The following is a 1,295-nucleotide window of genomic DNA, read 5'->3' on the forward strand; positions in this document are numbered from 1 at the left end:
CTTTAATATCTTACCAAATCTCTAGCTATCCGTCAACATTTTAAAATAAAATTTTTAAATATTTTTTAAAATTTATTTTAAAATCGCTTTGTTAACAACAGCTTTTTTACTATATCAGCCTTTTTTTCAGCGGTCAACAACTTTTTTCACAAAAACATATCATTTTTATTTTCTTACCTCATTAACCGTGAGTGATCCTCATATATTTCATGCATTCATTTGACGGCGCTACCCGCTTGAATAAATTAAAAAGGATTTTATATCTTTCTTCCATCGCTCTTTTAACAATATGGTCAATCCTGTCATCCTGCAAATCAAAAAGGATTTCGTCCAGCTCCCTTTTTACGATGTACTCCATTTCTTTCTTTTCTTTTTCGTTTATCACGAATCCAAGCATCATTTCACCTCTTAACCCATTTTACCTTATTTTTTCCATAAATCTTTTTTTTATAATACCTCCCTTCAATTTTGGCATATCTTTATGAAAAACACATAGGATGAGACAAGAGCAACTGGACGAGGTGATGATGATTGAATTTCTTTTTGGTCCTTAACGCGCGAACCATAAAACAGCTTTCCCTGATTCTGCTGACTTCTTTAGCAGCAGCTTGGTTCCTTTTTGTGCAAGATGTTAAAATACCTGTCTTTTCTTCGCCAGATGGCCCAAAGGCTGTTTATAAAGGCGAAAAGAATGTTGCACTCACTTTTAATATTGGTTGGGGAGATGAACGGGCAATACCGATTTTGAACACGCTAAAAAAAGAAAATATAAAATCGGCAACCTTTTTTCTTTCCGGTGCTTGGGCAGAAAGGCACCCTGATACCGTGGCCCGAATCAGCAAAGAAGGCTTTGAAATCGGGTTGCTAGGCTATGCCTATAAGGATTATTCCGACTTAAAGGATGAAGAAATCGTACGTGATATCTCCAAGGCACAGGAGGTATTCAAAAAATTGAATATTAGTGATATTGAATTTCTGAGGGCTCCAACGGGACATTTTGACAAAAGGCTTCTTAAAATCAGCGAGAAGATGGGATACACGGTGGTTCATTGGAGTGTAGATTCCAAGGACTGGACCAACCCAGGGGTCAAGGTGATTGTAAATAATGTCAACCAGGCCGGCAAAGGGGATATCGTACTGCTCCATGCCTCAGACTCCGCCAAGCAGACAAACAAAGCTTTGCCTGAAATCCTGGATGAACTGCGATCAAAAGACCTTACCTTTGTAACAATTTCACAAATGATATCAAACTCGAGCACCAAGACCGAAGAAATCAAATAAAAGCACAGGTTCAA

At 37.7% G+C, this 1,295-nt stretch carries 2 protein-coding genes; one reads left to right on the forward strand and one right to left on the reverse strand.

What is annotated here, in order from left to right; all coding sequences use genetic code 11:
- Positions 1-181: 181 nt before the first annotated feature.
- A complete protein-coding gene (locus tag BIV59_RS22320) occupies positions 182-397 on the reverse strand; it encodes a hypothetical protein (protein WP_071353656.1) in 216 nt (71 codons plus the stop codon).
- A gap of 134 nt (positions 398-531) precedes the next feature.
- On the opposite strand from BIV59_RS22320, the gene pdaB reads away from it, so the two are divergent.
- A complete protein-coding gene (pdaB, locus tag BIV59_RS22325) occupies positions 532-1,281 on the forward strand; it encodes a polysaccharide deacetylase family sporulation protein PdaB (protein WP_071353657.1) in 750 nt (249 codons plus the stop codon).
- Positions 1,282-1,295 lie beyond the last annotated feature (14 nt).

It is taken from the genome of Bacillus sp. MUM 13, assembly GCF_001866725.1.
In the GTDB taxonomy this organism is placed as follows: Bacteria; Bacillota; Bacilli; order Bacillales; family DSM-1321; genus Peribacillus.